Source organism: Blautia sp. MSK17_66 (assembly GCF_020538025.1).
Taxonomy (GTDB): Bacteria; Bacillota; Clostridia; order Lachnospirales; family Lachnospiraceae; genus Blautia_A.
In genome coordinates, this window is sequence record NZ_JAJBNQ010000013.1 from 41,873 (window position 1) to 68,087 (window position 26,215).

General features: G+C 45.5%; 28 protein-coding genes and 1 tRNA gene. 28 read left to right on the forward strand and 1 reads right to left on the reverse strand.

The annotated features are described in order from the left end of the window. The first annotated feature begins 87 nt into the window (after positions 1-87). The 9 genes from mtaB (at position 88) to LIR34_RS08420 (ending at position 7,183) form a co-directional block, all read left to right on the forward strand. On the forward strand, positions 88-1,419 hold the full coding sequence (mtaB, locus tag LIR34_RS08380; RefSeq protein ID WP_161284057.1) for a tRNA (N(6)-L-threonylcarbamoyladenosine(37)-C(2))-methylthiotransferase MtaB: 1,332 nt from the start codon (positions 88-90) through the stop codon (positions 1,417-1,419). A gap of 36 nt (positions 1,420-1,455) precedes the next feature. Continuing rightward, positions 1,456-1,728 carry an IreB family regulatory phosphoprotein gene (locus LIR34_RS08385; protein WP_161284058.1) on the forward strand — a complete coding sequence of 91 codons (273 nt, stop codon included), beginning with the start codon at positions 1,456-1,458 and terminating at the stop codon, positions 1,726-1,728. Positions 1,729-1,730: 2 nt separating this feature from the next. After that, entirely contained in the window at positions 1,731-2,153 is a 423-nt protein-coding gene (gene ruvX, locus LIR34_RS08390; protein WP_161284059.1) for a Holliday junction resolvase RuvX, read from the forward strand. A gap of 10 nt (positions 2,154-2,163) precedes the next feature. Next, on the forward strand, positions 2,164-2,421 hold the full coding sequence (locus LIR34_RS08395; protein WP_161284060.1) for a DUF1292 domain-containing protein: 258 nt from the start codon (positions 2,164-2,166) through the stop codon (positions 2,419-2,421). 493 nt (positions 2,422-2,914) lie between these two features. Continuing rightward, positions 2,915-4,549: an RNase J family beta-CASP ribonuclease gene (locus LIR34_RS08400; RefSeq protein ID WP_161284114.1), complete on the forward strand. Its 1,635-nt coding sequence runs from the start codon at positions 2,915-2,917 to the stop codon at positions 4,547-4,549. A 9-nt stretch (positions 4,550-4,558) separates the two neighbouring features. Continuing rightward, on the forward strand, positions 4,559-4,897 hold the full coding sequence (locus LIR34_RS08405; RefSeq protein WP_173901812.1) for a YlbF family regulator: 339 nt from the start codon (positions 4,559-4,561) through the stop codon (positions 4,895-4,897). 15 nt (positions 4,898-4,912) lie between these two features. Then, the gene (locus tag LIR34_RS08410; protein WP_161284062.1) at positions 4,913-5,314 is read left to right on the forward strand and encodes an endolytic transglycosylase MltG; all 402 of its coding nucleotides are present in this window, start codon (positions 4,913-4,915) and stop codon (positions 5,312-5,314) included. After that, positions 5,311-5,970: an O-methyltransferase gene (locus LIR34_RS08415; protein WP_161284063.1), complete on the forward strand. Its 660-nt coding sequence runs from the start codon at positions 5,311-5,313 to the stop codon at positions 5,968-5,970. Before LIR34_RS08410 ends, LIR34_RS08415 begins: the two co-directional genes overlap by 4 nt. After that, on the forward strand, positions 5,957-7,183 hold the full coding sequence (locus tag LIR34_RS08420) for a peptidase U32 family protein (protein WP_161284064.1): 1,227 nt from the start codon (positions 5,957-5,959) through the stop codon (positions 7,181-7,183). The genes LIR34_RS08415 and LIR34_RS08420 overlap by 14 nt, the downstream gene beginning before the upstream one ends. 42 nt (positions 7,184-7,225) lie before the next feature. Here LIR34_RS08420 and sigK read toward each other — a convergent pair whose 3' ends face one another. Beyond that, the gene (gene sigK, locus LIR34_RS08425; protein WP_173901813.1) at positions 7,226-7,849 is read right to left on the reverse strand and encodes an RNA polymerase sporulation sigma factor SigK; all 624 of its coding nucleotides are present in this window, start codon (positions 7,847-7,849) and stop codon (positions 7,226-7,228) included. Between the two features lie 233 nt (positions 7,850-8,082). Here sigK and LIR34_RS08430 point away from each other — a divergent pair, with 233 nt between their 5' ends. From LIR34_RS08430 to fba, 19 genes are all read left to right on the forward strand, one after another. Further along, on the forward strand, positions 8,083-8,277 hold the full coding sequence (locus LIR34_RS08430) for a helix-turn-helix domain-containing protein (RefSeq protein WP_002591239.1): 195 nt from the start codon (positions 8,083-8,085) through the stop codon (positions 8,275-8,277). Positions 8,278-8,306: 29 nt separating this feature from the next. Beyond that, positions 8,307-8,696 (forward strand): hypothetical protein, encoded by a 390-nt coding sequence (locus LIR34_RS08435; protein WP_002591240.1) that lies wholly within the window; start codon positions 8,307-8,309, stop codon positions 8,694-8,696. Between the two features lie 19 nt (positions 8,697-8,715). Beyond that, positions 8,716-8,788, forward strand: a tRNA-Ile gene (locus tag LIR34_RS08440). 103 nt (positions 8,789-8,891) lie between these two features. Further along, positions 8,892-9,101: a hypothetical protein gene (locus LIR34_RS08445; protein WP_173901749.1), complete on the forward strand. Its 210-nt coding sequence runs from the start codon at positions 8,892-8,894 to the stop codon at positions 9,099-9,101. Between the two features lie 149 nt (positions 9,102-9,250). Further along, entirely contained in the window at positions 9,251-9,655 is a 405-nt protein-coding gene (locus tag LIR34_RS08450) for a hypothetical protein (protein WP_009297822.1), read from the forward strand. Positions 9,656-9,690: 35 nt separating this feature from the next. After that, the gene (locus LIR34_RS08455; protein ID WP_004843023.1) at positions 9,691-9,858 is read left to right on the forward strand and encodes a hypothetical protein; all 168 of its coding nucleotides are present in this window, start codon (positions 9,691-9,693) and stop codon (positions 9,856-9,858) included. 2 nt (positions 9,859-9,860) lie between these two features. Next, complete coding sequence (locus tag LIR34_RS08460; RefSeq protein ID WP_173901814.1) at positions 9,861-12,992, forward strand: phage tail protein; 3,132 nt, start codon at positions 9,861-9,863, stop codon at positions 12,990-12,992. Positions 12,993-12,995: 3 nt separating this feature from the next. Next, positions 12,996-13,883 carry a phage tail family protein gene (locus LIR34_RS08465; protein ID WP_003023324.1) on the forward strand — a complete coding sequence of 296 codons (888 nt, stop codon included), beginning with the start codon at positions 12,996-12,998 and terminating at the stop codon, positions 13,881-13,883. Between the two features lie 4 nt (positions 13,884-13,887). After that, positions 13,888-14,565, forward strand: coding sequence for an RNA-directed DNA polymerase (locus LIR34_RS08470; protein ID WP_244092149.1), 678 nt, complete (start codon positions 13,888-13,890; stop codon positions 14,563-14,565). 24 nt (positions 14,566-14,589) lie between these two features. Next, the gene (locus tag LIR34_RS08475; protein WP_118684071.1) at positions 14,590-14,769 is read left to right on the forward strand and encodes a hypothetical protein; all 180 of its coding nucleotides are present in this window, start codon (positions 14,590-14,592) and stop codon (positions 14,767-14,769) included. Positions 14,770-14,771: 2 nt separating this feature from the next. Next, positions 14,772-15,254, forward strand: coding sequence for a phage holin family protein (locus tag LIR34_RS08480; RefSeq protein WP_002591287.1), 483 nt, complete (start codon positions 14,772-14,774; stop codon positions 15,252-15,254). A 78-nt stretch (positions 15,255-15,332) separates the two neighbouring features. Then, positions 15,333-16,742, forward strand: a complete 1,410-nt coding sequence (locus LIR34_RS08485) for a phage tail tip lysozyme (RefSeq protein ID WP_173898191.1) — start codon at positions 15,333-15,335, stop codon at positions 16,740-16,742. Positions 16,743-17,207: 465 nt separating this feature from the next. Next, the gene (locus LIR34_RS08490; protein ID WP_003023288.1) at positions 17,208-17,405 is read left to right on the forward strand and encodes a helix-turn-helix domain-containing protein; all 198 of its coding nucleotides are present in this window, start codon (positions 17,208-17,210) and stop codon (positions 17,403-17,405) included. 21 nt (positions 17,406-17,426) lie between these two features. After that, positions 17,427-17,921, forward strand: a complete 495-nt coding sequence (locus LIR34_RS08495; RefSeq protein ID WP_173901815.1) for a hypothetical protein — start codon at positions 17,427-17,429, stop codon at positions 17,919-17,921. Between the two features lie 277 nt (positions 17,922-18,198). Further along, a complete protein-coding gene (locus LIR34_RS08500) occupies positions 18,199-19,260 on the forward strand; it encodes an IS30 family transposase (RefSeq protein WP_117943316.1) in 1,062 nt (353 codons plus the stop codon). 265 nt (positions 19,261-19,525) lie between these two features. Continuing rightward, complete coding sequence (locus LIR34_RS08505) at positions 19,526-23,071, forward strand: DUF5717 family protein (protein ID WP_244092150.1); 3,546 nt, start codon at positions 19,526-19,528, stop codon at positions 23,069-23,071. Then, entirely contained in the window at positions 23,068-24,318 is a 1,251-nt protein-coding gene (locus LIR34_RS08510; protein WP_161284066.1) for a DUF5716 family protein, read from the forward strand. The genes LIR34_RS08505 and LIR34_RS08510 overlap by 4 nt, the downstream gene beginning before the upstream one ends. A gap of 12 nt (positions 24,319-24,330) precedes the next feature. Continuing rightward, positions 24,331-25,113: a hypothetical protein gene (locus LIR34_RS08515; RefSeq protein ID WP_173901816.1), complete on the forward strand. Its 783-nt coding sequence runs from the start codon at positions 24,331-24,333 to the stop codon at positions 25,111-25,113. A 146-nt stretch (positions 25,114-25,259) separates the two neighbouring features. Further along, complete coding sequence (gene fba / locus LIR34_RS08520; RefSeq protein ID WP_161284068.1) at positions 25,260-26,123, forward strand: class II fructose-1,6-bisphosphate aldolase; 864 nt, start codon at positions 25,260-25,262, stop codon at positions 26,121-26,123. The last annotated feature ends 92 nt before the right edge of the window (positions 26,124-26,215 follow it).

Below are 26,215 nucleotides of genomic sequence, written 5' to 3' on the forward strand. Positions count from 1 at the left end.
TCAAGGGAAATATAATGAAATTTCGGTTAAAAACTCTGGCAAAGTCTGAAAAAATTAAAACAATTAAAAAAATGATCGAGGTAAAATATGAGTAAAAAAGTTGCCCTTCACAATCTGGGCTGCAAAGTAAATGCATATGAAGTAGAGGCCATGCAGCAGCTTCTGGAGAAAGCAGGATATGAGATCGTTCCTTTTGAAGAAGGGGCGGATATTTATCTGATCAATACCTGTACAGTCACCAATATCGCAGACCGTAAATCCAGACAGATGCTCCATAAGGCAAAGAAAATGAATCCGAACGCCATTGTTGTGGCGACAGGATGTTATGTCCAGACAGATACACAGAAGCTGGAAGAGGACAGTGCGGTGGATCTGATCCTTGGAAACAATCAGAAAAAGCAGATCGTAGAAGCACTGGAAGAATATGAAAAAGAACACACCAAGAAAGTAAAAGTGATCGAGATCAACAAGACAAAAGAATACGAGGATCTTTCCATAGGCTATACGGCAGAACATGTACGGGCCTATATCAAGGTGCAGGACGGATGCAACCAGTTCTGTACGTATTGCATCATCCCTTATGCGAGAGGCCGTGTTCGCAGCAGAAAGATTGCTGAAGTGCTGGACGAGGTACGGGCACTTGCAGCAAGAGGCTATAAGGAAGTGGTTCTGACCGGAATTCATTTAAGCTCCTATGGTGTGGATTTTAAAGAGGAAGAAAGGGAGAGTCTTCTGTCACTGATCCAGGCCGTGCATGAGGTGGAGGGTATCCAGAGAATCCGTCTGGGTTCTTTAGAGCCGCGTATTATTACAGAGGAATTTATGGAAGGAATCTCATCACTTCCGAAGGTCTGCCCGCATTTCCATCTTTCCCTGCAGAGTGGATGCGATAAGACACTCAGAAATATGAACCGCAGATACAGTGCGGCAGAATATGCAGAGAAATGTGAGCTTATCCGTAAGTTTTATCCTTCCCCTGCCCTGACAACGGATGTGATCGTAGGGTTCCCGATGGAGACAGAAGAAGATTTTGAGGAGTCTTATGAATTTGTAAAAAATATCCACTTCTATGAGACACATATTTTTAAATATTCCAGAAGACAGGGGACAAAGGCGGCGGTTATGGAGGGACAGCTTACCGAGGCTGTCAAATCCATCCGGAGTGAAAAGATGATCGCTCTTCATGAAATTCGTGCAAAAGAATATGAGACATCCATGATTGGAAAGACGCTGGAGCTGCTTCTTGAGGAAGAAGTAGAAATTAACGGAAAGACATATTTCATGGCACACAGCAAAGAGTATGTACGTGCTGTGATCGAGAAGACGAAAGACCACAAAGTCAATGATCTTGTCAGAGCAAAAGCGGTTGATTTTGCAGATGAACATGTGCTTCTTGCAATTTGTGAAGAATTATATTAGAATAAAGAAGAAATCTTATTAAGGACGTGAGAGAAAATGACAGAAAACAATTTAGGAAATACACAATATTTCAGAACAAAACCAGAACAGGAACTGGAAGTAAAGGAAGTCCTGGACCTGGTGTACACCGCAATGGACGAGAAAGGATATAATCCGGTCAATCAGATCGTAGGTTATATTATGTCCGGAGATCCAACTTACATCACCAGCCATAAGGGTGCCAGAAGCATGATCATGAAAGTTGAGAGAGATGAACTGGTAGAGGAACTGTTAAACGAGTATATTAAGAACAAATCCTGGGAACGTTGATCATGAGGATTCTTGGACTTGATTATGGATCTAAGACAGTTGGCGTGGCAGTCAGTGACCCTTTGGGACTGACTGCCCAAAGACTGGATACGATCTGGAGAAAACAGGAAAACAAGCTGCGACAGACCCTTGCGAGTATAGAAGCTCTGACGAAGGAATATGATGTAGAGCGGATCGTGGTCGGTTATCCGAAGAATATGAACAATACTGTAGGGGAACGTGCAGAGAAAGCGCTGGAGTTTGGTGAGATGCTGAAGAGGCGTACAGGGCTTGAGGTTGTTATGTGGGACGAAAGACTGACAACCGTTGAGGCAGACCGCACCCTTATGGAGGCGGGTGTGCGCAGAGAGAACCGTAAGCAGTATCTGGATGGACTTGCAGCAGTTTTTATTTTACAGGGATATCTTGATTCTCTGACAAAATAAGGGTGATAAAATGGAAAAAATTAAATTTCAGTCTCCGGACGGAACAGTAGAAGAATTCTACATTGAAGAGCAGACTATGATAGGAGGAGTATCTTACCTTCTGGTATCGGATTCCCTGGATGAGGAAGCGGTTGCATATATCCTCAAGGATGTTTCCGAAGGTGAAGAGCCGGAGGCCTGCTATGAGATGGTAGAGGATGACGAGGAATTGCAGGCAGTTTACAAGGTTTTTGAGCAGATGCTTGATGACGTAGACCTTGAAATGTAAGCAGGCAGATCATAACTGCCGGGATAGTGAGCAGTTACGCAGAACCAAATACAGTCTGCATAGTTGGAAGGAATGCCGCCGGTATTCCTGATTAGTGTGCACAAAACGCACAGAATAATTTGGAGGTGCTTGATTGAAGAATGAACATAATATAACTGAAAATACAGCTGAAGCAAAAGAAACACAACGAAGATACAGCAGTTATGACAAAAGACCGAACGATAACAAGAGACCGTCAAACAGAAAAAACAGTTATCGTTACAATAAATCACAGAAGAATAACAGATACACTGAGCGAAGCGAAAAAGCGGACAGAAACGACAAGACAGAGAGAACAGAGCGGAACAGCAGAGCGAATTTCAAGAACGGCTCATCCAAAACACCGGCAAAAGCTGCTCTTAAAGCACCGGCGAAACCGCAGAACAAACAGCAGAATAAACCGCAGAGCAGAAGCACCGGCAAACGTGGACGTAAAGGTGCAGCCAGACTCAAGATCATTCCGCTGGGCGGACTGGAACAGATCGGAATGAACATCACAGCCTTTGAATACGGCGACAGCATTGTTGTTGTGGACTGTGGACTTTCTTTCCCAGAGGATGACATGCTGGGAATCGACCTTGTCATTCCGGATGTGACTTACCTCAAAGAAAATATTTCCAAGGTCAAAGGCTTTGTAATCACGCACGGACATGAGGATCACATCGGTGCTCTTCCTTATGTATTGAAGGAAGTCAACGTGCCGATCTATTCTACAAAGCTGACACTGGGACTTATCACAAACAAGCTTAAAGAGCATAACCTGGTGCGTTCCACCAAGTTAAAAGAAGTAAAGCATGGCCAGGTGATCAACCTTGGCGATTTTGCAGTCGAATTTATCAAGACAAACCACAGTATCCAGGATGCGTCTGCCCTGGCAATCTATTCTCCGGCGGGAATCGTAGTACACACAGGTGACTTTAAGGTGGATTATACACCGGTATTCGGAGACGCGATCGATCTGCAGCGTTTTGCCGAGATTGGAAAGAAGGGTGTCCTTGCCCTGATGTGCGACAGTACCAACGCAGAACGTCCGGGATTTACCATGTCCGAACGAACAGTCGGAAAGGTGTTTGACAGTCTGTTTAACGAGCACAGGACAACGAGGATCATTATTGCGACCTTTGCATCCAATGTAGACCGTGTACAGCAGATCATCAATACTGCATATCGTTTCGGAAGAAAGGTAGCAGTGGAGGGACGCAGTATGGTCAATATTATTTCCGTAGCGTCTGAACTGGGGTATCTGCGTATTCCGGAAAACACTCTGATCGAGATCGATCAGGTCAAGAATTATCCGGATGATAAGGTGGTTCTGATCACAACAGGAAGCCAGGGTGAGTCCATGGCGGCTCTTTCCCGTATGGCAGCCAACATCCACAAGAAGATCACGATCAAACCAAACGATACGATTATTTTCAGCTCCAACCCGATTCCGGGAAATGAGAAGGCTGTATCCAAGGTTATCAATGAACTTTCCATGAAAGGTGCGAAGGTTATCTTCCAGGATGTCCATGTATCAGGACATGCCTGCCAGGAAGAAATCAAGCTTATTTATTCACTTGTCAAACCGAGATATGCAATCCCGGTACATGGCGAGTACCGTCATCTGACAGCCCAGAAGCACGTTGCGGAGGATCTTGGAATCCCGAAGGAGAATATCTTTATCCTGGCATCCGGAAACGTTCTGGAAGTGGATGAGTACAGCGCGGAAGTGACAGGTTCCGTACAGACAGGAGCAATCCTTGTAGATGGACTGGGAGTCGGTGATGTTGGAAATATCGTACTCCGTGACCGCCAGCATCTGGCAGAGGATGGAATCATGATCGTCGTCATGACACTGGAACGCCACAGCAATGTGGTTCTTGCAGGACCGGATATCGTATCCCGGGGATTTGTCTATGTAAGAGAATCCGAGGATCTTATGGAGCACGCTAAAGAAGTTGTAGAATCCGCACTTGATTCCTGTCTGGACAGAAATATCACAGACTGGGGAAAGATCAAAAACGTAGTTAAGGATGCACTCAGCGAGTTCCTCTGGAAACGTACCAAGAGAAGCCCGATGATTCTTCCGATCATCATGGAGGCATAAAACATACAAATGGAAACAGTAAACAGGAATATTCATGCACTTCTGAATTCAATCCAGAAGTGCCAGATCTATAAAGATTTTAAGAAACAGGAAGAAGTTCTGAACAAAAATCCGGAGCTGGCAGAGAGGGTGCAGCGTTTTCGCGCTGAGAACTTCAGACTTCAGAATGAAGAAGGGCAGAAAGACGTTCTGGCAAAAGCAGAACAGTTGTCCAGAGAATCTGAAGAACTCCGCAGCTTTCCGGAGGTGAATGCCTATCTGGACGCAGAGCTTGCCCTGTGCAGGATGATGCAGAAAATATGCAGAACACTGACAGATGGTGTGGAGATGAATATTCCCCGGATCTAAGAAAGGAGAACCTATATGGGAGACACGAGGGACCGGATGGGGGCGGCCGGCGTAGCAGTGGCAGGAGGATTTTTTAAGATCGCACTGTATGTCTGCGTGGCAGTTCTGATCATCTGGATCGGTAAGGTCACATATCAGTTCGGTTATGACATTTTTAATCAGCATGCGATGAGTCCGGGAGAGGGACAGGAAGTGACGGTTGTCATCAAGGAGGATGCGACCAGTTATGACATTGCCAGAACGCTCAAGAGCAAAGGCCTCATCGATGATGCACTGGTATTCGTAGTTCAGGAAAAATTATCCAACTACAGCGGCAAAATGAGACCGGGAACCTATCTCTTAAGTACCGCGTATACACCGAACCGAATCATGGGTATCCTTGCAGGAGATGCAGAGCAGGAAGGAGCCGCTTCGTGATCGTAGAAGAGAGAATGCGAACATACATCAATTCTCTGGATACAGGCAACACGCCTTTTCTTGAAGAACTGGAGAGGCATGCACTGGAGAATGAAGTTCCAATCATACGCAGGGAAATGCAGAGCTTTATGAAAGTACTTCTGGCAGTCAAAAGGCCGCTTCAGGTTCTGGAGGTGGGGACAGCTGTGGGCTTCTCCACGCTTCTTATGTGCGAATACGGACAGCCGGATATGCACATCACAACGATTGAGAATTATGAAAAGAGAATCCCAATCGCCAGAGAGAACTTTCGCAGGGCAGGAAAGGAAGACAGGATCACCTTTCTTACAGGAGACGCGGGAGAGATTCTTCCGACACTCTCCGGAAGATATGATATGATCTTTATGGATGCGGCCAAGGGGCAGTATATTCACTGGCTTCCCGAGGTGGTACGTCTGCTTGCACCGGGAGGAATTCTTCTGTCAGATAATGTGCTTCAGGAAGGAGAACTGATCGAATCACACTATCTTGTAGAACGCAGAAATCGCACGATCTACAAAAGGATGCGGGAATACCTCTATGAATTGAAACATCATCCACAGCTTCTTACCAGCATTGTGCCGCTGGGAGACGGAATTTCACTTAGTGTAAAAAGAGGAAATTATGAGAAAAATTGAATTATTAGTGCCGGCCAGCAGCCTGGAAGTCCTCAAGATCGCGGTTGTTTTTGGCGCGGATGCAGTATATATCGGCGGGGAAGCCTTCGGACTTCGTGCCAAGGCTAAGAATTTTTCCCACGAAGATATGGCAGAGGGAATCGCTTTTGCTCACGAGCATGGGGTGAAAGTGTATGTCACAGTGAATATTCTTGCACACAACGGAGATCTTCCGGGTGTCAGAGAATATCTTCAGGAACTCAGGGAATTAAAGCCGGATGCACTGATCATCGCAGATCCGGGAATTTTTACCTATGCACAGGAAATCTGTCCTGAGATTGAGTGTCATATCAGTACACAGGCAAATAATACAAACTATGAAACCTATAAATTCTGGTATCGACTGGGAGCGAAGCGCGTCGTAACTGCGCGTGAGCTTTCTCTTAAGGAAATCCGGGAGATCCGTGCCAACATTCCGGAGGATATGGAGATTGAAACATTTGTACATGGTGCGATGTGTATTTCTTATTCCGGCCGCTGCCTGCTCAGCAATTATCTGGTAGGAAGAGATGCAAATCAGGGAGCCTGTACACATCCGTGCCGCTGGAAGTATTCCATCGTCGAGGAGAAGCGTCCGGGCGAATATATGCCGGTTTTTGAGAATGAGAGAGGAACTTATATCTTTAACTCCAAGGATCTGTGCATGGTTGAGCATATGGACGATGTCCTTAACTGCGGGATTGACAGCCTCAAGATCGAGGGCCGTATGAAAACTGCTCTCTATGTGGCAACGGTTGCAAGAACCTACCGCAAGGCGATCGATGACTATCTGGAATCACCGGAGAAGTACAGGGCAAACATGTCCTGGTATCAGGAACAGATTTCCAACTGCACCTATCGCCAGTTTACGACAGGTTTCTTCTATGGCAAACCGGACGAGAACACGCAGATCTATGATAATAATACCTATGTTAAGGAATATACTTATCTGGGATATGCAGAGAAAGTTGATGAGAATGGATTTGCTCACATCACCCAGAGAAATAAATTTACTGTAGGTGAGACTGTTGAGATCATGAAGCCGGATGGCAGAAATATCGAAGCCGTTGTAAAGGCAATCTATGATGAAGATGGAAATTCAGTTGAGAGTGCACCGCATCCACAGCAGAAACTTGCGGTTGATCTCGGCACAGAGATTGAACAATATGATCTTTTGAGAAGATCAGAAGAATAAAAGGAGGCAGGACATTGACAAATGGTCAGTGTCCTGTTTTTTTTACTGTTCAAACAGTTCCCGAAGTTTTTGGAGGGCATTTTTTTCAATCCGGGAAACATAAGACCGGCTGATATGAAGCTGTGCTGCAACTTCTTTTTGCGTCTGCTGTTCAATCCCGAAAAGACCATAGCGAAGACAGATGACCTGATATTCCTTCTGGGAAAGGGTATCTTTCAGGGCACAGAGCAGAAAGCGGATGTCTTCCCGCACAGAATACTGTTCCACGATATCTACAGGAGGACTTTCAACAATATCCAGAAGGCTGATCTCGTTTCCTTCTTTGTCCGTTCCGATTGGTTCGTACAGGGAAATCTCCCTGGAATATTTCTTTTTTGCCCGGAACATCATCAGAAGTTCGTTGTCTATACAGCGTGCAGCATAGGTAGAAAGCCTTGCACAGCGTGTGTGGTCAAAGGTGTTGATGGCTTTGATAAGACCGATAGTTCCGACGGAGATTAGATCCTCCAGATCTTCTCCGGAATTCTGGTATTTCTTTGCAACATGGGCGACCAGGCGGAGGTTTCGTTCGATCAGAATACGTTTTGCTTCCGGATCCCCCTCCTGATAACGGCGAAGATATATTTTTTCCTGAGCGGACGTCAGGGGTTTTGAAAAGGTTTTCAAATATCCACCTCGAAAGGGGCGTTCCTTATAGCTTATGTCTGAGACAGGCTCTTCGTGCTTTTCCAAATAAAAGATAAGTTTTAGAATGAAAATCGACAAGAGGTTATAAAGCCTCTGCCGATTTTCTTTTTTTATAGGAAACAGCAGAAAAGAAGAGCGTGCAGAGCGTAAAAACTCTGACACGCTTATTTTTTTACCATAAAAGCAAATGAGGACGGAAAGGAGCATAGAACATGGCGAAACGAAAGTACAAGCGTCTGCATTACGAGGACAGGCAGACCATAGAGGCTATGAGTAAGCAGGGCAGCAGTGTAAGTGATATTGCAGAGGCACTGGGAACGCATAGGGACACAATTTATAGGGAGTTCAAACGCTGCAACGCCACACTGAAAACCTACACGGCGGCAGCAGGGCAGCAGGCGTTATAAACAAGAATAACAAAAGAGAGGTAAGACACATGAAAAAAGTAGATTTTAATAAATTGCAGGCAGGCGACTTAGTAGAAGTGCCACGCACACAGTTTGCACCTATGCGTAGAGGCTGGAATGGCTGGTTATTCAGTGAGGCAGTAGTAATAAGAAAGGGCGTAGGAAGAAAAAGCAAAAAGAATGTAGTCGTAGTGGAAATGAGAACACCAGCAGGAAAGAACAGCTACGGGACTATAGAGGCTACATTTTACGCAGAGAATGTTTTTACTACGCCAGCAGCAAAGAACGCAAGAAACATTTTGAAGAAATACGGAATAGAGGACGCAGAGAGCTTTTACAAATTCATTGAGCGGGACGACGTAACGGGCTGCGATTGGATAAGGTTTTTAATAGAAAAAGGCTTTTTATTTAATGAGTAGGCGGCAGCAGCCGCCACGAGTGCCGTTAGTTCAGCGGTTAGAGCAGCCGCCTCATAAGCGGCAAGTCGTGGGTTCAAATCCCACACGGCACATTGTGTAGCAGGCATGGCGAGCCTGCGGCAGAGGGCAGCAGGCTAATAGCTGCAATCTGTATACCGTGGAAAAATAGCGGCGGTCATACCAGCCAGAAAGTATGTGGACAGTCAACAGGTTTTCAGCTGCTTTTTAATGCGAAAAGCAGCCCGCACGGTAAAACCAAACGCCAGAACAGGAGAGCGGCACACATGGAAAGACAGAGAGCGCCGCCGAAAGGAAGAGAGGCAGAGAATGGCAGCAGAGGCATTGATAGTAGAGGACGCATACCAGAGAGGCTATGGCATCTTTTACAACAAGAAAGAAAGATAACTTGTGGAAAGCAGACTTTGTGGGAACAGAGGAAAGCGCAGCGGCTAAAACGTGGTTTACAGCAGTGCCGGAAAAGGCAGCAGCAATGGAAAGTGTATAAAACAGGAAAGGAGAGAGGCGTAGCATGGGCTGCGCCTTAATTTTATATCATGGGAGCATTAAAGAGCGGGGCTTTTCCCGTAGAGCTGAACGGCAAAGAATATGGTTTACTTTTTTCGCTGAACGCATTAGACGAAGTACAGGAAAAGTTTGGGGGCTACGACAAATTAAGTGAGGTATTCAATAAAGATAACCCAAACCTTTTTAAAGATACAAGGTGGTTACTTACGCTGCTTATTAACGAGGCACTTTTAGCAGAGGACGAAAACGCCCAGCTGCTTGAAGAGAAGAGGGTAGGCAGACTGATACACGCAGGAAATTTGCAGGAAGTACAGAATGCTATTTTTAAATCGTTCTACAGAGGAACTGCGGGAGACAACAGCGACACAGAGAACGAAAACGACGGAGAAGAAACAACAGAAGAGGGAAACAGGGCAGCCGTGCAGGAAAATTAGATACTGCACGGCTTTTGTATATTGCAGTAGTGCTTTTGAGATACAGGGAACGTGAGGCATGGAGAAAAACACCATACCAGATAACGACACTGTTTAAATATCACAAGGAATATAACCCGCACATTTTCCGACAGGAACAGGCGGGAACACCAGCAGCTACAGAAAACATGGACGATATAGACATAGCGTTAGGGGGCTTTTAATTATGGCAGATAAGACGCAGAACGTCAAAACAAGGTTAAGTTTTGACGGAGAGGCAGAGTATAAAGCAGCCTGCAAGGAAATTAACAGCACCCTTAAAGTGCTTAATTCTGAAATGAAACTTGTAACGGCTGAATATAAGGACAATGCAAGCAGCGTAGATGCGCTGAAAGCAAAGCAGGCGGTACTACAGAAAACATACGACGAGCAGGCAAAAAAGGTAAAAGAAACCGAGGCGGCTTTAGAAAAATGTCGCAAGGCAACAGGAGACAATAGCGAAGAAAGTAAAAAACTTGAAACCCAGTTAAATTACCAGAAAGCAGCGCTTGTAAAGACAGAGCAGGAATTAGGCAAAACGACTGACGAAATGGAAAAAGCAGAAAAAGCCGCTGACGAAATGGGAAAGGAAATAAAAGACAGCGGGGAACAGGCAGACGACGCAAAGGGAAAATTTTCTGGATTTACAAGCGTGCTAAGCGGAATGGGTACAGCGCTTAAAGCAGCAGCAGCGGCGACGGCGGCAGCAGTTGCGGGAGCGGCAACAGCCATAGGAGCGCTTACAACAAAAGCGATAGAGGGATACGCAGCACAGGAACAGCTTGTAGGCGGTGTAGAAACTCTTTTCAAAACGTCGTCTGATACGGTTGTTGGTTATGCAAACGACGCATATAAAACAGCCGGAATGTCTGCAAATGAGTACATGGAAACAGTTACCAGCTTTTCAGCGTCGCTGCTTGCCAGTATGAATAATGACACGGCAGCGGCAGCAGAAAAGGCAAACGTGGCAATTACGGATATGTCAGACAATGCAAATAAAATGGGTACTGATATATCGCTTATACAGAACGCCTATAACGGTTTTGCAAAGCAGAATTATACCATGCTGGATAACTTAAAACTGGGATATGGCGGTACAAAAGAGGAAATGCAGAGACTACTTGATGATGCAAGCAAGCTATCCGGCATTAAGTATGATATTTCATCATATTCAGACGTTGTAGACGCTATTCACGTCGTACAGACGGAAATGGGCATAACAGGGACAACGGCAAAAGAGGCAAGTACAACAATAGAGGGTTCGGTTAGTTCTATGAGTTCAGCATGGGACAACTGGGTAGCTGGAATGGCAGACAGCGAGGCGAATTTCTCACAGCTTACAAGCAATCTGGTAGACAGTATTGTAACAGTGGTAGGGAATATAGCACCGAGGGTAATAGAAACAGTGCCGAGGCTGGTAAGCGGACTGGGAGAAATCGTAGAGCAGCTTGCAACGTATATACCACAGGTTATACAGGAGTTATTACCGCCTTTAATGAGCGGCGTACAGGACTTGCTTAATACGCTGGTTGGAATGCTGCCGGAAATGATAAGCATAATCGGGCAGATTATACCGACAATCATAGATACGCTGCTTACTATATTACCGCAGCTTTTAGAGGCAGGCGTACAGATTATTACGGAATTGGCGCAAGGTATCGCACAAGCGTTACCTACATTGCTGCCAACAATCGTAACGGTGGTTACGAACATTGTAACCATGCTGATAGAAAATATACCGTTGCTGATTACAGCAGCATTACAGCTGCTTACGGGGCTGGCACAGGGGCTGGTAGCAGCGCTGCCTGTACTGATTGAGGCACTGCCGGAAATCATAACGGCTATCATAAATGCACTGGTTGAGGGCATACCGCTTATTATTGAAAGTGCGGGCGATATTATAGTTGCATTGATTGACGGCATCATAGATGCAATACCGCTTTTAATCGCAGCCATACCGCAGATTATAGCAGCCATTGTAACAGGACTGATTACGGGGCTGCCTAAGATTTTGACGGCGGCAGGCAAGCTGGTAACGACAATCATAAATAAAATAAAAGAGCTACCTACTCTGATACCGCAGGCAATCGCTGCGGGCGTTGAGAAAATAGCAGAGTGGGGCGCAAATATGCAGGAAAAAGGCGGCACAGTTATAACAGGTTTTGTAACGAAAGTTATAGATATTGTTAAGGAGCTGCCGCAGAAAATCTGGAACAGTATAGTAAGCGCAGTAACCAGAGTGGCTACGTGGGGCGCAAATATGCAGACCAAAGCCAAAGAAGTAATGAACACAATGCTTACGAACATTGTAACGATTGTGAAAGAAACGCCTGCTAAAATCTGGAACAGTATAGTAAGCGCAGTAACCAGAGTGGCTACGTGGGGTAACAATATGCTTACGAAAGCCAAAGAGGTAATGAACGCCATGGTAACAGGCGTTATTACGATTGTTAAGGAACTGCCGCAGAAAATCTGGAACAGTATAGTAGGGGCAGTTACCAGAGTGGCTACGTGGGGCAACAATATGCTTACGAAAGCCAAAGAGGTAATGAACGCCATGGTAACAGGCGTTATTACGATTGTTAAGGAACTGCCGCAGAAAATCTGGAACAGTATAGTAGGGGCAGTTACCAAAGTGGCTACGTGGGGTAACAATATGCTTACGAAAGCCAAAGAGGTAATGAACGCCATGGTAACAGGCGTTGTTACGATTGTTAAGGAAATACCGCAAAAGATTTATAACAGCATTTCTGGTGCAATTACCAAAGTGGCTACATGGGGTACAGAAGTAAAGAACAAAGCCGTAGAGGGCATGAAAAATGTAATTACTGGAATAACAGACGTATTTAAGAATATTGGCAGTACGTTTGCTGGGTTCGGTAAAAACATGGTAGAGGGCATCTGGAACGGCATAAGCGGCGCTACGAGGTGGATAAAAGACAAAATAAGCGGCTGGGTAGGCAATGTTACCGACTTCCTTAAGGATTTATTTGGAATTGCCAGCCCGTCTAAGCTGATGCGTGACGAAATCGGCGTATATCTGGCGCAGGGTATCGGCGTTGGCTTTTCTAATGAAATCGGCGGCGTTAAGAAAATGATTGAGGACAGCGTACCGCAGGAGTTTGACGTAGACGCAAAGGTAAATGTAGGCAATGAATTTAAGTATGATAACGACGACCAAAAGCCAAAGCCGAGAGGCGGCGGCAGTGCAGCAGGCGGCGTAGTTGTCAATCAGTATATTTATGCGAATACCACGGACTATGCAAAACAGCAGAAAGAGGCAGCCCGACAGTTCAGAATGATAGCAAGGACGGTGTAACACATGGAAAATGAAAAACTGACTTACATAAATTCAAGGGGCGAGCGGTTAGAGCTGGGAGTAGACAGCGTATACCATTGCAATATAAGTAAAGACGTAGAGGGCATTTCCGGCGTTACGAGCGTCATTTACAGCACAAACAGTATGGGACAGCACGGCGACACCTACGTAGGGCAGCGTATCGAGGCGAGGGACATAGACGTAGTGGGACATATCAACACACGGGACAAGGCGCAGGCATTGGAACTGCGCCGCCGTATGCTTAAGATATTTAACCCAGAGCTTAGCGCTACGCTGGTGTATGAGTACGGCGGCTTTAAGCGTGTGATTGATTGCAGGGCGTATGGAGAGCCTAAGATACTAAAGAAAGAGGTACTTTATGAGTTTGATTTACAAATAGAGTGCCTTAACCCGTTCTGGCGGGAAGAGGAAGAAACAAAAGAGGATATAGCAAGCTGGGTGGCTGCGTGGCATTTCCCTTGCGTTATCGAAAAGGACAGCACAAAGAGCATGATATACGGATACCGAGCGGAAAGCGTAATAGTGGACTGCTACAACGAGGGCGACGTATCAACAGGAATGAGGATAAGGTTTACAGCACTGGGGACAGTTTCAAACCCGATACTGCTTAATGTGGATACCGAGGAATTTATACAGATTAACGCCACTATGAAAACGGGCGACGTGATAGAGATTAACACGAAGTACGGCAGCAAGGGCGCTAAGCTGATAAGGGACGGCGTAGAAACCGACTATTTCCGCTACATTGATGTAGACAGTACATTTATGCAGCTTGCCATAGGCGACAATATGTTTAGGTATGATGCAGCCAGCGGCGTAAATTCTCTGGAAGTATCCATATTCTACAGCAAGGAATTTTTAGGAGTGTGACGGTATGGAGCTTAGAGTATTCGACAAGACAGTACAGCCACTGGGAGCTATAGACGAGCTGGCAAGCCTGCTATGGCATACAAAGTATTTTGACGTAGGAACTTTTAGCCTGCTTGCGCCGATTACGGACAATAACAGCCGTTTGCTGGTAGAGGGTAACTTAATAACCAAGCACGACGAAAAAAAGGAAGTAAAGACCGCTGACGGCGGCGTATGGCGCAGGGCAGCGCAGATAACCTACGTACACATTACCAAAGACGAGAACGGCTTAGACCAGTTTATTAAGCATGAGCTGGGCGTAGAGGCGTACATACGCTATATGGACGACTTTGTAATATTAAGCCCAGACAAGGAACAGCTGCGCAGCTGGCTTGCACGGATAGAGCAATTCTTACGGGAAGAGCTTAGGTTAGAGTTTAACCCGAAAACTACCATACTGGCAGCAAAGAACGGTATAGACTTTGTAGGCTACAAACACAGGGCAACGCACAGGAAAGTACGAAAGGACAGCATAAAGCGCATAAAGCGTACTATCAAGAAGTGCGAGAGCGGGAAAATCACAAAAGAGCAGTTACAAAAGAGTATACAGAGCTGGACGGGACACGCAGGACACGCCGACAGCTACAACCTACGAAAGAAAATAGAAACGCTGGCAGAGGCAGCCATAGAAAAGGCTGCTTAAGCGGCAGAATGCAGGAGCGAGTACATGAGTAGCAATTTACTAAGGGTAGTACAAGAACAACAGGAAACCATAGAAAAGCAAAGCAGGCTTATTGCTGATTTAATAGCCACTCTGGAAAGCTGGGAGCAGACAGCGGGCTACAACGGCGAAGAGCTGAAAGAGCGGGCAAAAGATTTGCAATTAAGAGAAAGGCAGGATTTATGAACATGACTATTACAGAATTTATTGAGGCGGCGGCACATAACAAAATTATCCAGCTGGTAGTATTGGCGATTGTGTGCGACACGGTTTTTGGCGTGCTGCGTGCAATCAAAGAGAAGAAATTTAACAGCTGCGCAGGCATTGACGGGGCTATCAGAAAAGTAGGTATGCTTATTTCTCTGGTATTCATGCTGGCAATCGACGTACTGATTAAGATTAACTTAATCGGATTTATACCGGAGCAGGCACGTACATATTTAGGGCTTGACACCGTGGGCGTGGCTGAATTTTTCGCATTGCTTTACATTGCCTATGAGGTAGTGAGTATTTTTAAGAATATGGCATTATGCGGGCTGCCCGTAAAAAAGGTATGGGAAAAGGTGCGGGAGTTTCTGGCGAAGTATACGGACGAACTGCCGGACACAGACGAACTGGACGGGGACAGCACCACAGGCAACGTAGAGGAACACAGGACACAGGAAAGATAAGAATAATAAGGACATAGCAGCAAAGAGCGCTTGCGGGACACCGCAGGCGCTTATTTTGTATGCGGAAAGGCAGGAAATATGAACATTAACAGAAAGATAAGTAAGTACAATTTCAATAAGGGCAGCGTTTCCAGAATTAAGTATATTGTTATTCATTATGTAGGCGCACTGGGCGGCGCAGAGGACAACTGCCGATATTATGGCGGCGGCAATAGAAATGCGTCGGCGCATTACTTTGTAGGATTTAACGGCGAGGTATGGCAGTGCGTAGAGGACGCTAATATAGCGTGGCATTGCGGAGCGTCGAGCTATAAGCACGCAGAGTGCCGAAACGCTAATAGTATCGGTATTGAAATGTGCGTAAGGAAGAAAAACACAAAGAGCATGGGCGCAACAGATAAAGACTGGTATTTTGAGGACGCAACAGTAGAGGCAGCGGCAGAGCTTACCCGTTACCTTATGAATAAATACGGCGTGCCTGCATCTCATGTAATCAGGCATTACGACGTAACGGGCAAGATTTGCCCTAACCCGTATGTATATAACACCAGCGCCCACACATGGGACGAGTTTAAGCGTAAAATCAGCGGACAGGCAGAAACACCGCAGGGCGGCAATGAAAAAACAATCTGGAATTTTCTTACAGGAAAGGGCTTAAATGCTTATGCCGTGGCTGGTATTATGGGTAATCTGTATGCTGAAAGCGGGCTTATGCCGAACAACTTACAGAACACCTATAACAATAAGCTGGGCAAGACGGACGCAGAATATACAGCGGCGGTGGATAATGGCAGCTATGGCAATTTTGTAAAGGACAGTGCAGGCTATGGGCTGGCGCAGTGGACGTATTGGAGCAGAAAGCAAGCGTTGCTTAATCATGCAAAACAGGCGGGCGTATCCATTGCAGACCTTAATATGCAGCTGGGCTTTTTATGGGAAGAATTGCAGGGATACACAGCAGTAATGGACGCACTGAAAAAGGCGGGCAGCGTGCGTGCTGCATCTGATGCCGTTCTTACTGGATATGAAAAGCCAGCAGACCAGAGCGAAACAATAAAGAAAAAGCGTGCAGAGTACGGCGAGGGATACTATAAAAAATATGCAGCAGGAAACGGTACAAAGTATTACAGAGTGCGCAAGAGCTGGACGGACGCAGCAAGCCAGCTGGGGGCGTTTACGTCGCTGGAAAATGCAAAGAGCGCTTGCAAGGCGGGTTATACTGTATATGATGATAACGGCAAAGCGGTATATACCGCAGCAGGGCAGCAGGCAAGCGCAGGCGTTCCGTTTAGCGTACAGGTAGATATTTTAGACCTTAATATCAGAACAGGAGCAGGCACGAACTATGCAAAGACGGGAGAAACCACAGGAAAGGGAGTATTTACCATTGTGGAAGTGAAAGCCGGACAGGGTGCAAGCGTTGGCTGGGGACGCTTGAAGAGTGGCGCAGGCTGGATTAGCTTAGATTATGCCACAAGATTAGCTTAAGTTTTCGAGGGTGGGCGGTTCACTGTCTGCCCTCTATTTTTTTGCAATTTTATAGCATTTTCCGCATAAAAGAATTGACAATATACCAAAGTTGGTATATAATAAAATCATGGAAAGGAGATAAGAACAAATAAGAGGCAAAGCCACTGGAAAGGAGAAACGGCACAATGGGTAAGAAAAAGAAACAAAAGAAAAAGCCTATCGAATGGCGAGACCTGACAATCAACGCATTGATAGACTTAATCATAGGCATAATACTTATCATAATCGGTAAGCACATAGGTTAGGGCGAAAGCCCTAACCGACAGGCGGGCGATAAGCCCGCCGCCTATAAAAAATATAACACAAACCCACAGCCGAGTAAAGAGTATGCTTTTGAAATTAGGAGTATTTTTAGTAGTAGTAGGACTGGTAAAGCTGATTATTGCTTTCATTTTGAGAGCAAAGGAAAAAGAGAGGTAAGGCATGAATTTAGGCGAGAACATAAGGAAAGCACGAAAAGCGGCGGGCGTTTCACAGTCAGAACTTGCGGAACGCCTGCAAGTCCACCAGAAAGATATAAGCAGGTGGGAGAACGGGGCGCACGCACCGACAATAGAAATGTTTGCGAAAATATGCAGAGAGCTTAACGCCTCTGCTGATGAAATTTTAGAATTGAAGTAGATACGAAAGCGAGGGCTTACTATGACAAAGAAAAAGGTAATTTTAGTGGCAGCGGCTGCATTATTTGCAGTAAGCGGTTTAACGGCGCTGCCGTCTGGAAATATAACAGGCGGGGTGGGCTGCATTGTGGTTGCGGCAGTATGCGCCTATTTTGGACTGAAAAAGAAAAGCGCAGGAAAAGAGAACGAAAACAGAACGCCTGCGCCTGCCGCTGCATCTGGTGGCAGAGTTTTAGATACAATCAGAACGAAAGTAGTAGGCGTGACGTTCAATAATGAGGACGGAGAAAACAGGCAGGATATTTTAAGCAGAATGTCCGGCAGTGAAGATATTACAGTAGAAAAGTATACATACAACGGAGAGCCTGCCGCATACGTAAAGTGGGGCGATAAGGTAATAGGCAATCTATCGGCAGAGCTGGCGGGGAACTTAGCGAGAAAGTACCCGAAAGCCCGCTACACCGCAGAAGTACTGGAAATTTCTGGGGGGGGGTACAGACGTTCGGGTGCAATATAGAGCTTGACGTAATCGAGGACGCAACGCCCAGCGTAAGCCAGCATACGGGAGAAACTACAGTATATGTAGACCGTAGCAACAAAAAATACCATAGTAAGCCTAACTGTTCGGGAATGAAAAACCCAAAGAGCATACCGCTAAGCCAAGCAAAGAAGAAATACACCGCTTGTAAAAAGTGTTGTAAATAGGTAAAGGCATAAGCCGCAGACTTGTAAAAGAGTTTGCGGCTTTTCGTCGTATATGGGGAAAGAACAGGAACGAAAGAGAGGTAGCAGAAATGGCGAATAAGAAAGGCAGCCGACAGCTGACATGGACAGACCGTATAAGTATTGAGGCATTGAAAAAAGCAGGGCATAGCGTGATAGAGATAGCAGAACAGCTGGGCGTACACCGCAGCACTATATACAATGAGCTTAAGCGAGGGGAATATATGCACAGAAATAGCGACTATACAGAAACATTAAGTTATAGCCCAAACAAGGCACAAATGAAAGCAGAGGAAAATTTAAAGGCAAGGGGTACACAGCTTAAAATAGGAAACGATATTGCATACGCAAATTATATAGAGGATAAAATAGTAAATGAAGATTACAGCCCAGCTGCGGTACTGGGAGAATTGAAAGCACAGGGGAAAGAGGGGGAATTTTCCGTAACAGTATGCGTAACGACCTTATACAGCTACATTGATAAGGGTATTTTCCTTAAGCTGTCTAATAAGAATTTGCCAGTAAAGAAGAATAAGAAGAGAAATTATAAGAAAGTACAGAGGCAACAGAAAAGGGCGGCAGCAGGAGAGAGTATAGACAAACGCCCGAAAGAGATAGATACACGGGAAGAGTTTGGCAACTGGGAAATGGACAGCGTTTTAGGTAAGCGGGGAAAGTCAAAAAATACGTTGCTGGTACTGACAGAGCGGAAAACCAGAAACGAGATTATATTTAAACTGCCAGACCATACAGACGAGGCAGTAGTAGCGGCACTGGATAGATTAGAAAGAAAATGGGGCGCTGATATGTTTAAACGGGTATTTAAGACAATCACAGTAGACAACGGCAGCGAGTTTGCAGATGCAGAGGGCTTACAGCGTTCTATTATCAACGAGGGAGAAAAGCGGACAAAGGTATATTACTGCCACCCTTATAGTAGCTGGGAACGTGGCACGAATGAGGTAACAAATAAGATGATACGCCGGAAGATACCGAAAGGCACAAATTTTGACGACAGGACAGAGGAAGAGGTAGAGAGTATAGAGAACTGGATAAACGGATACCCACGCAAAATACATGGCTATCATTCAGCAGGGGAACTATTCGAGGAAGAGGTAAAGCAGCTTGCATAAGAACGGAAATAGGGAGCGTGAGAGGCTGGCAGCAGTGGCAGCCTTACTATTGCGCTGCCTAAAAGTGAAAATATACAATAAAACAGGCTGCGTATTGTGCAAAACGGCAAAACGATAAAAACATGAAAAAATGTCGAATTTAATGTTGACATTTTTACTTTTCCAAATAAAAAAGCTCTTTTCTTGCGTAAAAATCTGATGTAGTGTATAATATTGAATATGTGAGCCAAAAATACAATTTTAGGGATAAATCAGGTGAACTATATTGAAAAAACAGATTGAACAATTACTCAGCGGAAAATTCAAATACGACCAGCCACAGCTGCTTTTTTCAAAGGATAAGCTGTCCATCACTCTGGAAGCAGGAAAGACGATGCGGGGAGAACTGTATCTCGGAACAGAAGACAATGATAATATCAAGGGATACATAACTTCTTCGGACCGCAGATTTGTGCCGGGAAGCAGCCGTTTTTCGGGAACAATGGTATGTGTTCCGTACGGAGCCGATGGAACAGGAATGCAGCCGGGAGAGGTATGCACAGGATGGCTGTGTGTCACCTCAAATGTAGGAGAATACAAGATCCCGTTCTCGATCGAGGCGAGGCAGAATGAAGAACAGGATTTTCTCAAAGAGATCAAAGACATAGAAACCTTCAAAAAAATTGCCGAAGAAGACTTTAAGACAGCTTATCGACTGTTCAAAAAGCCATCCTTTGCAGCTGTCATGGAGAAGGCGGACAACAAACAGAAGTCTCTGTACGTCGGACTTTCAGCGACAGCCACCAATTACCAGAACCTGGAAGAATTTCTGATCGGCCTCGGAGAAAAGGAACCTGTTTCCGTTTCTCTTAAGACAACCTCAGCGGAATTCTTTGGACTTAGGGAATCCATTCAGGAATCTTTTGACATACACAAGAACGGATGGGGATATCTCAGACTGGAGATCGAGTCTACGGCAGAATTCCTGGAACCGGAACGCCATGTGATCACACAGGAAGAATTTATCGGAAGCAGCTGTCGTATTAATTACATAGTACATACAGACAAAATCCAAAAAGGCAACCAGATTGGTGAGATCATCGTCAGAAGTCCGTATCAGGAGCTGGTCTATCATGTGACCGCTTCCAGAGGCGCACGTATTCGTGTTGACCTGAATATCGAAGAGAAGCGCCGCAGGGCAGCACTGGTCCGTGATTACATAGATTATCGTGAGGAAAAAACAGACTTCAGAACCTGGGCAGACAAAGCACATAAGGCACTGGAGAAGCTTCATCAGTCCGGAAACGAATATCCGGAATACCATTTGTTTGAAGCGTATCTTGCTTATCTGGAGGACAACCAGAGTCTTGCCAAGGAAATTCTCAAGTCCTGCCAGAGCAAGGAGTTTACACGCGATGAACTGGAAGAAGCCGGCATCTACCTTTATCTGTGCACAATGGTGGGACTTTACAGAGACAAGGGACAGGCTCTTCAGAAGATCCAGAATTTTTTCCGACAGAGATCTGACAGCTTCCAGCTGCTGTGGATCCTGCTTCAGATGGATCCGACCTATCAGAATTCTCCGTCCATGGCACTCTTTATGATGGAAGAACTGTATGAGAAGGGCTGTACCAGTCCGCTTCTTTATCTGGAGGCCTGGAACTGGATCAGCAGAGATATCTCCAATCTGCACAGACTTTCCCCGTTCTGGATGCAGGTATTCCATTATGCGGGCAGGAGGGGATTTCTGACCGAAGAATTGGTGATGCGGCTGGCGTATCTGTCAGGCTACGAAAAGAAATTCTATGGCTGTCTGTATAAGGCACTTGCCGCAGGCTATGATAAATTTCCATCCGATGATGTGCTGGAGGCCATCTGCAAATATGTCATGAAGGGAGATCCGCGCAAACCGGTTTATTTCCGCTGGTTTTCTCTTGCCGTGCAGAGAGGTCTGAGAATCACAAGACTGTACGAATATTATATGGAAACAATGGATATCTCCTATCGAAGACAGCTTCCGAAGCCGCTTCTCATGTATTTTGCCTATAACGACAATTCTCTGGGAGATGCAAGGAAGGCTTATGTCTATGCCAGCGTGGTCACGTATAAGGACAGAGATCCGCAGACCTACGACAGCTATAAGGATACCATGAAGCGTTTTGCAAAACGCAAGGCAGAAGAGGGACAGATCGATGAGAACTATGCAATGCTTTATCAGGAATTCCTTCTGGAGCCGGTGGGAAGAGAGGCAGCAGACCGGATTGTAGAGAAACTGTTTACCAGCCGACTTTACTGTGATGATCCAAAGATCCGCGAGGTGATCGTCTGCCACAGACAGTTCGCAGCACAGGAAATCTATCCATGCGTGAGAGGCGTTGCCTATCCGAGAATTTATACGGATGATGCGGTGCTTCTGTTCCGTGATGAAAAGCAGCGCTGTTACGCATCCACTGTACATTATAATATCAAGAAACTGATGGATGAATGTAATGCACTGGAAGGAATCCTCAAATGCGGCATAGAAGACGCCGGTGTTCTTCTGCATTACTGTGAAGGCCATGAACTGAATGGGAAAAACCTGGAGTATTTCCAGCAGCTGGCAGAGTCCGAGAGATGTACAGAGGAATACAGGAGCTTTCTGAGAAAGCAGATTCTGGATTATTATGCGGCACATGCAGATGGAGAAGATCTGGACCGTTATCTGTACAAACTGGATTATCGGAAATATATGGAAGCAGACCGCAAGGTTCTCCTTGAAGTGCTGATCTCCAGAAGAATGTTCCGCCAGGCAATGAGCCTTGTAGAAGAGTATGGTTACGAGGGTGTTGAGATCAGCAGCCTTCTCAAGCTTACCAGCAGAATGATCCTCAAAAGTGATATGGCGGAGGATGATGAGCTTCTGGCACTGGCATCAGAAGTTTACAGAGAGGGAAAATATGACGAAGTTATCCTGCACTATTTGATGCTGTACCGCTTTGGACCGATCGGGGAGCTGCTCTCCATCTGGAAAAATGCCCGGGGCTTTGAAATGGATACCTATGATCTGGAAGAAAGAATTCTGGAGCTTCTGATCTTCACTTCTGACTACCGCAAGGAAGGTGAGGCTGTACTGGAATCCTATGTAAGCCAGTCGGGTAAGGAACGGTTGATCGGTGCCTATCTGACCCAGATTTCTTATGGAGTTTTTGTCAAAGAATATACCATGAGTCCGTTTGTGAGAAGCAGACTGGAATACGCTTACACCAACCACTGGCCATTGAATCTGGTGTGCAGGCTGGCTCTTTTCCAGGAAATCTCCAAAGAAAAGGATCCGAAACCGGAATATGTGGGAATGGAGAAAAGCATTCTGGAAGAGTGTGCAAGGGAGAACCTGACATTCGGATTTTTCCGAAGACTTTCTCCGGAGCTTCTGAGTCCATATCAGCTGGATGACAAGACCTTTGTGGAATGCCATGCACATCCAGGAGCCAGAGTGACACTGTTTTATGCACTGGACACGGGACTTGGCACAGAACTGGAATATAAGTGTGAACCTCTAAGAGAAATTTATGAGGGGATTTTCGGAAGGACCTTTACCTTGTTTTATGGAGAGAATCTTCATTATTATTTCCAGATCGACAGAGAAAAAAGCACCAGAACGACTGCAGAGAGGGTGCTTAACATGAAGAAGATTGAGGGAAGTGCAGGAAGTAAGTATCAGCTTCTCAATCAGATGCTTTCTGACAGAAGGCTGGATAAGAAACAGGAAGTAAAGGACGGGCTTAAGAATTATCTTCGCCAGGAACAATATGTAAAAGAAATGTTTACGATAGATAGGGAAGACGGAAAATGAACGAAACGAGAGATTTAATTATCGGAATCGACCTGAGAAATGACAGCTCCCAGCTTTGCTATTATGACCGAAATGCAGATGAACCACGTTCGCTTCCGGTAAAGGTAGGAAGCAGTCAGTATGAAGTGCCGACCTGTCTGTGCAGAAGAGTGGAACAGAAGGATTATTGCATCGGTATTGAAGCGGAATATTTTGCAAGAGAAAAAGGAGGTTTTCTCATCGAAGACCTCTGTGGAATATCTCAAAGCCGGAATACTGTGCAGGTGGCGGGAGAAGAAAAGCAGCCATGGGAGATCCTTGCATATTTTCTGGAAGGAATGCTTAAACTCACCGGTGTTGCAGAGGTGAACAGAAATATCCGTTGTTTGACCGTGGCAATGGAATCACTGGATGACATCCAGGTCGAAAACCTCCAGAAAGCAGGAAAGCTTCTGGAGATTCCAGAGAACAGCTTTATCATCATGGATCATGAGGAAAGCTTCTATTATTATATCATGGGGCAAAAGGCTGAAACCTGGAACCGCAGTGTCGGCTGGTACAATTTTGACAACAATCATGTAACCTTTCGAAAGATGGTCATGAGTTCCGGTGCGAAACCAGTGATGGTAAAATTAGAAGATCCAATAGAGACAGATCTGAACGATACAGATGATGAGCAGAGAGATGCAGACTTTTATACCTTTGCCAAAAATACACTTGGAAATGAACTGTATTCCAGCATTCAGATTGACGGAACGGGATTTGACCAGGAGTGGGCACAGAAATCTGTAAAACTTCTCTGCTACCAGAAGCGCAAGGTATTTTATGGAAACAATCTTTTTGCAAAAGGTGCCTGTGCGGCTGGTGCAGAGCGTTTTCTCACGCACAAACTGAAAGATTACCGTTATCTGGGAAGTGCACTGGTCACAAAGAATGTCGGAATGGATATGCGTATTATGGGTGCACAGGCGTATTATCCGTTGATCGAAGCAGGAAGAAACTGGTATGAGTGCAGGGCTGAGTACGAACTGATCCTGGACGGCACGGATGAATTGATTTTTGTCGTTTCTCCGATGGGAGAGGGCGATAAGAAAAAAATTGGCATGCGCCTTCCGGGCCTTCCGAAGCGTCCGAACAAAACCACCCGTCTGCACGTAAAGCTTCAGTATATTTCACAGAAAAAGTGCGAGATCACCGTGACAGATCTCGGTTTTGGTGAGATGTTCCCGGCGAGCGGCAAAGTATGGACAGAAGTCACAAGATGGTAAGGAGGGGATAAGATGAGCGGATATATTTTATGTCAGACACAAAAAGCAAAGATTCCGTATTATATCGAGAATATCAGTACAAATGTCTATTCCCTGGAAGAACTTTGCTATTATTTTTATCATAATCTTTATCTTGTCGATGAGAGTATTCTGAATGAACAGCTGTGCAGATGGCTTCAGGAAGAACTGAATCTTCCGAAGCTGGCAGCAAAGCTTCGTTCCCTGTTTACAAGGAATTTCAGCCTGGAAGAATTTCTGTATCCTGTGTTCAAGGAAATTAATTATCTCACCTACGAAGAAATGAAAAGTCTGAACCTGCAGATTCAGAAGCTGGCAGAAGAATCCCCACTTCTCAGAGCGAAATGTAAGGGTGACGCTCTGGTACAGAATGATATGTATGTGCAGGCAATCCAGGTCTATCAGAAGCTTCTGGACGAAGAAAATATGGAGGAAGTCAGAGAGGGATTTACAGAATCCGTTTATCATAACCTGGGCTGTGCCTACAGTTATCTGTTTCAGATGGAAAAAGCCGTCGAGTGCTTCCACAGGGCATATGAGGGCAGCAGAAGCCGGAAGGCACTGGAGACTTATCTCCTGGCAGTCGGCGTTACCAGAACCCCCGCAGAGTATCAGAGCGTGGTAAGAAGACTCGGTGTAGAAAAAGAGGTTCTTCAGGATATCAAGGAGAAGCTGGCAAAATTTAGCAAAAAGCCGGAAGTTTCGGCTGACCTGGACAATCCGGATGAAATACTTCAAAAGCTCACCCGAGAATATCACAGAAGCACAGGTTCTTAAGCAGAAGTCTAGAATCGTCAAAAAATATCAGATCAAAATGGGAAATTCTCCAAATAGACTGGACGAATCGTACAGAATCTGGTAAACTAGACGTATAAATTGGAAGTGGTAAGACCAACTTCCGATAAGATTAGGAGGAATTTATCATGTTAGTAAACGCTTCAGAAATGTTGAAAAAAGCAAAAGCTGGTCACTATGCAGTTGGTCAGTTCAACATTAACAACCTTGAGTGGACAAAAGCAATCCTGCTTACAGCACAGGAACTCAACTCTCCGGTTATCCTCGGTGTATCCGAAGGCGCAGGAAAGTACATGACAGGATACAAGACTGTTGTTGGTATGGTTAAGGGAATGATGGAAGAACTGAACATCACTGTTCCGGTTGCACTTCACCTTGATCACGGCAGTTATGAAGGATGCCTGAAATGTGTTGAAGCCGGATTTACATCTATCATGTTTGACGGTTCCCATTATCCGATCGAAGAGAACGTAGCAAAAACAAAAGAACTGGTTAAGATCGTTGCAGATCACGGAATGTCCCTGGAAGCAGAAGTTGGTTCCATCGGCGGTGAAGAAGACGGTGTTGTAGGTATGGGTGAATGTGCAGATCCTAAGGAATGCAAGATGATCGCTGATCTTGGTATCGACTTCCTTGCAGCAGGTATCGGTAACATCCATGGTAAATATCCGGCAAACTGGAAAGGCCTGAGCTTTGAGACTCTGGACGCTATCCAGCAGTTGACAGGAGATATGCCGCTCGTACTTCACGGTGGTACAGGTATCCCGGCTGATATGATCAAGAAAGCTATCGACCTTGGAGTATCCAAGATCAACGTAAATACAGAGTGCCAGCTTGCATTTGCTGCAGCTACACGTAAATACATCGAAGAAGGCAAGGATGAGCAGGGCAAAGGATATGACCCACGTAAACTTCTTGCTCCTGGATTCGAAGCAATCAAGGCTACTGTTAAAGAAAAAATGGAACTGTTCGGTTCTGTTGACAAAGCCTGAGATTTATTCGTCCTGAACGACAAACAATGAGAAAGCCCCGGAGAGGATTCACAGAATCTTTTCCAGGGTTTTCTTTCATTTTATAAAGGAAA

Coding starts and splice junctions, on each gene's coding strand:
- LIR34_RS08450 (WP_009297822.1), top strand. CDS start 9,251: ATGGGAGCATTAAAGAGCGGGGCTTTTCCCGTAGAGCTGAACGGCAAA.
- LIR34_RS08410 (WP_161284062.1), top strand. CDS start 4,913: ATGGGAGACACGAGGGACCGGATGGGGGCGGCCGGCGTAGCAGTGGCA.
- LIR34_RS08490 (WP_003023288.1), top strand. CDS start 17,208: ATGAATTTAGGCGAGAACATAAGGAAAGCACGAAAAGCGGCGGGCGTT.
- LIR34_RS08405 (WP_173901812.1), top strand. CDS start 4,559: ATGGAAACAGTAAACAGGAATATTCATGCACTTCTGAATTCAATCCAG.
- mtaB (WP_161284057.1), top strand. CDS start 88: ATGAGTAAAAAAGTTGCCCTTCACAATCTGGGCTGCAAAGTAAATGCA.
- LIR34_RS08465 (WP_003023324.1), top strand. CDS start 12,996: ATGGAAAATGAAAAACTGACTTACATAAATTCAAGGGGCGAGCGGTTA.
- LIR34_RS08480 (WP_002591287.1), top strand. CDS start 14,772: ATGACTATTACAGAATTTATTGAGGCGGCGGCACATAACAAAATTATC.
- ruvX (WP_161284059.1), top strand. CDS start 1,731: ATGAGGATTCTTGGACTTGATTATGGATCTAAGACAGTTGGCGTGGCA.
- fba (WP_161284068.1), top strand. CDS start 25,260: ATGTTAGTAAACGCTTCAGAAATGTTGAAAAAAGCAAAAGCTGGTCAC.
- LIR34_RS08430 (WP_002591239.1), top strand. CDS start 8,083: ATGGCGAAACGAAAGTACAAGCGTCTGCATTACGAGGACAGGCAGACC.
- LIR34_RS08475 (WP_118684071.1), top strand. CDS start 14,590: ATGAGTAGCAATTTACTAAGGGTAGTACAAGAACAACAGGAAACCATA.
- LIR34_RS08395 (WP_161284060.1), top strand. CDS start 2,164: ATGGAAAAAATTAAATTTCAGTCTCCGGACGGAACAGTAGAAGAATTC.
- LIR34_RS08500 (WP_117943316.1), top strand. CDS start 18,199: ATGGCGAATAAGAAAGGCAGCCGACAGCTGACATGGACAGACCGTATA.
- LIR34_RS08510 (WP_161284066.1), top strand. CDS start 23,068: ATGAACGAAACGAGAGATTTAATTATCGGAATCGACCTGAGAAATGAC.
- LIR34_RS08460 (WP_173901814.1), top strand. CDS start 9,861: ATGGCAGATAAGACGCAGAACGTCAAAACAAGGTTAAGTTTTGACGGA.
- LIR34_RS08470 (WP_244092149.1), top strand. CDS start 13,888: ATGGAGCTTAGAGTATTCGACAAGACAGTACAGCCACTGGGAGCTATA.
- LIR34_RS08420 (WP_161284064.1), top strand. CDS start 5,957: ATGAGAAAAATTGAATTATTAGTGCCGGCCAGCAGCCTGGAAGTCCTC.
- LIR34_RS08495 (WP_173901815.1), top strand. CDS start 17,427: ATGACAAAGAAAAAGGTAATTTTAGTGGCAGCGGCTGCATTATTTGCA.
- LIR34_RS08485 (WP_173898191.1), top strand. CDS start 15,333: ATGAACATTAACAGAAAGATAAGTAAGTACAATTTCAATAAGGGCAGC.
- LIR34_RS08515 (WP_173901816.1), top strand. CDS start 24,331: ATGAGCGGATATATTTTATGTCAGACACAAAAAGCAAAGATTCCGTAT.
- LIR34_RS08435 (WP_002591240.1), top strand. CDS start 8,307: ATGAAAAAAGTAGATTTTAATAAATTGCAGGCAGGCGACTTAGTAGAA.
- LIR34_RS08385 (WP_161284058.1), top strand. CDS start 1,456: ATGACAGAAAACAATTTAGGAAATACACAATATTTCAGAACAAAACCA.